Source organism: Pseudomonas fluorescens, from assembly GCF_002022275.1.
Classification (GTDB): Bacteria; Pseudomonadota; Gammaproteobacteria; order Pseudomonadales; family Pseudomonadaceae; genus Aquipseudomonas; species Aquipseudomonas fluorescens_AJ.
Map to the genome: position 1 here is coordinate 150,295 of NZ_MSDF01000058.1, position 6,305 is coordinate 156,599.

6 protein-coding genes are annotated in these 6,305 nt (G+C 60.1%); 4 read left to right on the forward strand and 2 right to left on the reverse strand.

Annotation, left to right across the window (positions count from 1 at the left end):
• Positions 1 to 693: an NUDIX hydrolase gene (locus tag BFW87_RS29330; protein ID WP_078743208.1), complete on the forward strand. Its 693-nt coding sequence runs from the start codon at positions 1 to 3 to the stop codon at positions 691 to 693.
• Between the two features lie 157 nt (positions 694 to 850).
• Here BFW87_RS29330 and BFW87_RS29335 read toward each other — a convergent pair whose 3' ends face one another.
• Both BFW87_RS29335 and BFW87_RS29340 read right to left on the reverse strand, forming a co-directional pair.
• On the reverse strand, positions 851 to 1,624 hold the full coding sequence (locus tag BFW87_RS29335; protein WP_078743209.1) for an L-iditol 2-dehydrogenase: 774 nt from the start codon (positions 1,622 to 1,624) through the stop codon (positions 851 to 853).
• A gap of 17 nt (positions 1,625 to 1,641) precedes the next feature.
• Positions 1,642 to 2,901 carry an ABC transporter substrate-binding protein gene (locus BFW87_RS29340; RefSeq protein ID WP_439848407.1) on the reverse strand — a complete coding sequence of 420 codons (1,260 nt, stop codon included), beginning with the start codon at positions 2,899 to 2,901 and terminating at the stop codon, positions 1,642 to 1,644.
• Positions 2,902 to 3,179: 278 nt separating this feature from the next.
• Between BFW87_RS29340 and BFW87_RS29345 the strand changes: the two genes are divergently transcribed.
• The 3 genes from BFW87_RS29345 (at position 3,180) to BFW87_RS29355 (ending at position 6,275) form a co-directional block, all read left to right on the forward strand.
• A complete protein-coding gene (locus BFW87_RS29345) occupies positions 3,180 to 4,100 on the forward strand; it encodes an AraC family transcriptional regulator (RefSeq protein ID WP_078743211.1) in 921 nt (306 codons plus the stop codon).
• A 172-nt stretch (positions 4,101 to 4,272) separates the two neighbouring features.
• Positions 4,273 to 5,235, forward strand: a complete 963-nt coding sequence (locus tag BFW87_RS29350; RefSeq protein WP_078743212.1) for a nucleoside-specific channel-forming protein Tsx — start codon at positions 4,273 to 4,275, stop codon at positions 5,233 to 5,235.
• Positions 5,236 to 5,249: 14 nt separating this feature from the next.
• Positions 5,250 to 6,275, forward strand: coding sequence for a purine-nucleoside phosphorylase (locus tag BFW87_RS29355; protein WP_078743213.1), 1,026 nt, complete (start codon positions 5,250 to 5,252; stop codon positions 6,273 to 6,275).
• Positions 6,276 to 6,305: the final 30 nt, after the last annotated feature.

Below are 6,305 nucleotides of genomic sequence, written 5' to 3' on the forward strand. Positions count from 1 at the left end.
ATGCCACTTAGCGCCTACCTGCACACTGTCGACCTGTGCGTGCTGTTTTACTGCCGCGCCTCGGGGGAATTAAAGCTGCTGCTGAACAAACGTGACGCCGAACCTTTTGCCGGGCATTGGGCGTTACCCGGCGTGGTGGTGAATGGCGGCGTGCAAGATCTGAGCCTCAAGGATGCCGTGGAGCGTTTGCGCGCGAGTGACAAGGTAGGCCTGACGCTGGCGTGGAGCGAGCAAGTCGGCACGGTGGGTGATGCATTTCGCGACCCGCGCTGCTGGTCGTCGTCCACCTACTACCTGGCGATCGTGGCGCACGAGGTCGCGCTCGGTGATCATCAGGCCTGGTATCCGCTGAAGGCGGTAGCCGATGGCAGCATCAAGCTGCCGTTCGATCACAACCTGATCGTGGCGTCGGTGCAGGAACGGCTGTTCTCAAAGTCGCTGTACAGCAGCTTGCCGCTGATGTTCCTGGGCGATGAGTTCAGCGCGCCGGAAGCGACAGCGATTTTTTCCCTGGTGCTGGCGCGGCCGGTGTTGAAGACCAGTATTCGTCAGCGGTTGTTGAAGCTGACCGAGGCGGGGTATTTGCGTGAGACGGGGCGTAAGAAAAATGGTGAGGGAGGCAGGCCGCAGGCGACGGTGCAGGTGTTAAAACCGGGAGAGGTCTACTTCTTCGATCGCAGCTTTGCTGATTAGCCCCTCCCCCACAAACGACCAAAATCAAATGTGGGAGCTGGCTTGCCTGCGATAGCATCACTGCGGTCCACCAGCCATACCGAGGTGTCTGCATCGCAGGCAAGCCAGCTCCCACAAAAGCCAGCTCCCACAGGAGATTTCCTTTGACTGAAGAGGCTCAGTTCATCCAGTTGCCGCCGTCGACGTTGTAGGTCTGGGCCACCACGTAATCAGCCTCTTTCGACGCCAGAAAAATCGCCATCCCGGTCAAATCCTCCGCCGTACCCATCCGCCCAAACGGCACCTCGGCCCCTACCCGCTTCTTCTTCTCGCCCGGCGCCAACCCTTCATGCCTGGCGAACATCGCATCCACCCCGTCCCAATGCTCGCCATCCACGACACCCGGCGCGATGGCGTTGACGTTGATGCCCCGCTTGATCAGGTTCAGCCCCGCCGACTGCGTAAGGCTGATCACCGCCGCCTTGGTCGCGCAGTAGATCGCGACCAGCGGCTCGCCACGGCGCCCGGCCTGGCTGGCCATGTTGATGATCTTGCCGCCGTGGCCCTGGCTGATCATCTGCCGTGCTGCAGCTTGCAGCGTGAACAGCGTGCCGGCGACGTTGATCGAGAACAGCTGGTCAAAGCTGTCGCGGGTGATGTCGACGATGGGCGCCAGGTCGAACAGCGCGGCGTTATTGATCAGGATATCCAGCTTGCCGGCCTGAGCCACCACGGCGGCAATCGCACCGTCGATGGAGGCTTGGTCGGTGACATCCATCGCCACGGCGTAGGCCTGCGGACCGAGTTCGGCTGCGGTGGCCTGAGCGCGTTGCAAGTTGATATCGGCGATGGCAACCGTCGCGCCTTCAGCGATATAAGCCTGGGCGAAGGCGCGGCCGATCCCGCGCGCAGACCCCGTGATCAGCGCGCTTTTACCTTCCAGTCGTTTCATGGGGAGTCCTGTCAACGTTATTTAGGGTAGCCGGCGCGTTTCATCTCGCGCTCGGTGGTGGACTGGGCTTCCAGCAGCGCCTGATCAACCGTCATGCCACCGGTCAGTGCCGCCGAGAACAGCTTGCCGACCGAGGTGCCAATCGCCTGAAACTCAGGGATGGTCACGTACTGAATGCCCACGTACGGCACCGGCTTGGCCGAAGGGTGGGCGGGGTCAGCGTGCTTCATCATTTCCAGAGTGACTTGGGCAAACGGCGCGGCTTTCAAGTAAGCCTCGTTATAGGTGGACTGGCGGGTACCCGGCGGTACGTTGGTGATGCCTTCTTTATCGGCGACCAGCTGAATGTAGTCCTTGGAAGTCGCCCAGGTGATAAAGGCCTTGGCGGCGTCCTTGTGCTTGGAGGTGGCCGGAATCGCCAGCGACCAGGCGTACAGCCAGGAGGAGCCCTTGTCGGTGACTTCCGTCGGTGCGGCGGCGAACCCTACGCTGTCGGCGACCTTGCTCTGGCTCTTGTCGGTGGTGAAGGACCCGGCCACGCTGGCATCGACCCAGATTGCGCACTTGCCACTGTTGAACAGCGCCAATGTTTCATTGAAACCGTTGCTGGAGACGCCCGGCGGACCGTATTTTTTCAGGGTATTGACATAGAAGTTCGCGGCGGCCGTCCACTCGGGGCTGGTCAGTTCAGGCTTCCACTGCTCATCGAACCAGCGCGCGCCAAAGGCGTTGGCCATGGTGCTCAGCAGCGCGACGTTCTCACCCCAGCCAGCCTTGCCGCGCAGGCAGATGCCGTATTGGTCTTTGTCTTTAACGGTGAGTTTGGACGCGAACTCGCCGAGCTGGGTCCAGGTCGGGTGCGCAGGCATGCTCAACCCGGCCTGCTTGAACAGGTCAGTACGGTAATAGGTCACGGTGCTTTCGCCGTAGAACGGCAGTGCATAAAGGGTGTTGTTTACCGACAGGCCCTGGCGCACGGCGGGGAAAATATCGTCGGTATCGTAGGCGGCCGGCAACGTGGTCAAGGGTTCCAGCCAATGCTTGGCGCCCCACAACGGGGTTTCATAAGTGCCAATGGTCAACACATCAAACTGCCCGCCCTGGGTGGCGATATCGGTGGTGAGGCGTTGGCGCAGCACATTTTCTTCGAGCACCACCCAATTGAGCTTGATGTCCGGGTGCTGTTCCTCAAACACCTTGGACAGGCGCTGCATGCGGATCATGTCGCTGTTGTTGACGGTGGCGATGGTCACGGTGTCGGCGGCGTAACTGGGCATGGCCAGCGCCAGGCCGGACAGCAGGAACAGCGCTTGCGGGAGCTTGCCTTTGCAGATCGGGAACATGGCGGTTTTCACCTGTTGTTTTTGTTGTTGAGCGCCGATTACAGCAGCTCTGCCAAACCCTAACAAACGAATGGCGAATGCCCGACTGATACTTTTTTAACCCGGGGTCCAGGATCAAAAAAGTATCAGTACCGGGCGAAACCTGGGGTAGCGCGCACACGTCGCAGGCGCGTATTTTGAGGGCATTCCAAGTACAACAAAGAAGCCTCGCCATGCCTGTCAGCCGCGCCAAGCTGTTCGAGCACCGCCCCGCCGAACTCGAAGTGATCCTGCCCGAACCGGACCATTGTTTTCGCTGGTTCGAACACGACTACCCCTATGACCTGGCGCGCTGGAACCACCACCCTGAATTTGAAATTCACCTGATCCGCAAAGGCAGCGGCAAGTTGGTCGCGGGCGACTACATCGGCGCCTTCTGCGCCGGGCATGTCGCGTTGATCGGCCCGGACCTGCCCCACGACTGGATCGGCGACCTGGCTCCCGGCGAATACCTGACCGGGCGCGATGTGGTGCTGCAATTCGACGGCGCCGCCCTCCTCGCCCTGCGCAAAACCTTGCCGGAACTCGGCGACTTGCAGCAATTGTTTGAAAACGCGCGACGCGGCCTCGCGTTCAGCGGCCACACCGCCGTGCAGGCGGCGCGCTTGATGGAAGACATCGGCAGCGCCCACGGTCTGCAACGGCTGATACTTTTCCTGCAACTGCTGGATACGCTGAAAAATGCTCCGCCCCAGCACAGCCAAGCGTTAGCCAGCGCCTGCTACGCCCCCACACTGGACGCCCGCAGCGCCGAACGCATCAACAAGGCCTTCGACTACCTCATGCGTGAACTCACCGGCGACTTGCGCCTGTCGGTGATCGCCCAGCAACTGGACATGAGCGAGCCGGGCTTTTCGCGTTTCTTCAAACGCAACACCGGCCACGGGTTTATCGACCTGATGCGCAAGTTTCGCGTGCAACGCGCCTGCCGCCTGTTGCTGCAAAGTGACATGTCGGTCGCGGACATTTGCTTTGAAGTGGGCTACGCCAATCTGTCCAACTTCAACCGGCATTTTCGGATCGAAATGAACCAGACGCCGAGTGAATACCGACGGGAAACCGCGATGCACCTGTTCAACCGCCTTGAGAAATGACACCGAGTCATTTCTGATCAAAAGGTCGACTAATCTCGATTTTTTTCAACCTGATCAACTGATTGAGCAAAGTTGGTACAGCCTGTGCAAACGTTTGCGGAACGAACTTGGCCGCCAAGTTCACCCTTACCCGCTGAACCGGGTCTAAACCGCGTACGAACAGGGATTTTCAATGCACCCCACCTCAAGGCGTCATGCTGGCTTTGGTGTTTCTTTGCTACTGGCCGCCGTTACGGGAGTACTCAGTGCGCCCATTTTGGCGCAGGAACACCCCACCGATGATTCAGCACAGGGCGAAACCCTCAGCCCGGAAACCAAAAAGCCGGAAGCCAACCCACCGAAAAAAGGCCCGTACCTGTCGGACTGGTTCAACCAGGACCTGACCTTGATCGGCAGCAAAGACATCAGCTTCGGCCCCAAACCGCAGGATGACGTCTACCTGGAATACGAGTACTTCGGCCGCAAAGGCCCCTTCGAGTTATATGGCTATATAGATGTGCCGAAGATCCTCGGCATCGGTAACAGCAATGACAAAGGCGCGTGGGATCATGGCTCGCCGGTGTTCATGGAGCACGAGCCGCGTATCTCCATCGACTACCTGGCGGGGCGCAGCCTGGCGATCGGCCCGTTCAAGGAATGGTATGTAGCATTTGACTGGATCTATGACCACGGCAGTAACAAGGCAAACCGTGCCAACACGCTGTACAGCGGCCTGGGCACCGACATCGACACGCACTCGCGGGTCAACCTGTCGGCCAACTTCTACGGGCGCTACCAGTGGGAAAACTATGGCGCGAGCAATGAATATTCGTGGGATGGTTACCGCGCGCAAATGAAGTACATCGTGCCCATCACCAGCTTCGAGAACGGTGCTTCGCTGACGTACATCGGCTTCACCAACCACGACTTCGGCTCAAGCCTGCACAAGGACAACCCCGCGCGTACCGCCACGTCCACGGTGGCCACCAACGTGCTGCTGTATTCGTTTACTCACCTGCGCTTCACTCTGGTCGGCCGTTACTTCCACAACGGCGGCAACTGGGAAGACGGCAGCGAGTTGAATTTTGGCGAAGGCAACTTCCGCGCCCGCTCCGACGGCTGGGGTTACTACGCCGGCGTGGGCTACCAATTCTGATAAAGGAGCATTAGATGAAAGCGTTTACACGACTCTCGATCGCCGTGGGCCTGGCCCTGCTGCCCCACGTGGTGCTGGCGGATACCGCGCCGATCAAACCCAAGGTCATGCTGATCACCATGTTCGCGCCCGAGGCGCAAACATGGATCGACCGCCTGGAACTCAAGCAAGAGGTGCGCGTGCCGGGCCTCTCCGCCGAATACCCGGTGATCCGCTGCAACACCCAGGACGTATGCCTGCTGGTGACCGGCATGGGCCAGACCAACGCAGCAGCGTCCACATTGGCGCTGGCCTTGTCGCCCAAGTTCGACCTGCGTCAGAGCTACTTCCTGATCGCCGGGATCGCCGGCATCAGCCCTAAACACGGAACCATCGGCACCGCTGCCTGGGCACATTACCTGGTGGAATTCGGCACCCAGTGGGAGCTGGATTCGCGCGACGCGCCGGAGGATTGGCCGACCGGCTACATCGGCATCAACACCAAAGGCCCCAACGAGAAACCACCGTTGGACTACAAGACCGAAGTGTTTGAGTTGAACCCCAAGCTGCAGGCCAAGGCATTCGCCCTGTCGCAGAAGGTTGAGCTGACGGAAAGCAAAGAATCCACCGCTTGGCGTAAACACTACCCGGCCGCACCGGCCAACCAGCCGCCGCAAGTCACACGCTGCGACACGCTGGCGGGCAACACCTGGTTCTCCGGCACGCGCCTGAGCGAACGCGCTGAAGTGTGGACCAAGTTGCTGACTGATAATAAAGGCGAGTACTGCACCACCCAGCAGGAAGACAACTCCACCTACGAGGCCCTGTTACGTGCGAGCCACGAAGGCTTGGTGGATATCCAGCGCCTCGCTGTGGTGCGCGCCGGTTCCGATTTCGACCGCCCGTACCCGGGCTACAGCGAAGTGGATAACCTGCTGAAATATGCGGACCAGGGCGGGTTTGTGCCGGCGCTGGAGAACCTGTATCGCACGGGGAACCCGCTGGTGCAGGCAATCCTCAAGAACTGGTCAGCCTGGGAAAAAGGCGCCCCCGAAGCCTGATGAAGATCAAAGTGTGGGAGGGGGCTTGCT

What these genes read in the sequence shown, in the direction of transcription:
- BFW87_RS29330 (WP_078743208.1), top strand. Translation starts at nt 1, where the DNA reads ATGCCACTTAGCGCCTACCTGCACACTGTCGACCTGTGCGTGCTGTTT.
- BFW87_RS29335 (WP_078743209.1), bottom strand. Translation starts at nt 1,624, where the DNA reads ATGAAACGACTGGAAGGTAAAAGCGCGCTGATCACGGGGTCTGCGCGC.
- BFW87_RS29340 (WP_439848407.1), bottom strand. Translation starts at nt 2,901, where the DNA reads ATGCCCAGTTACGCCGCCGACACCGTGACCATCGCCACCGTCAACAAC.
- BFW87_RS29345 (WP_078743211.1), top strand. Translation starts at nt 3,180, where the DNA reads ATGCCTGTCAGCCGCGCCAAGCTGTTCGAGCACCGCCCCGCCGAACTC.
- BFW87_RS29350 (WP_078743212.1), top strand. Translation starts at nt 4,273, where the DNA reads ATGCACCCCACCTCAAGGCGTCATGCTGGCTTTGGTGTTTCTTTGCTA.
- BFW87_RS29355 (WP_078743213.1), top strand. Translation starts at nt 5,250, where the DNA reads ATGAAAGCGTTTACACGACTCTCGATCGCCGTGGGCCTGGCCCTGCTG.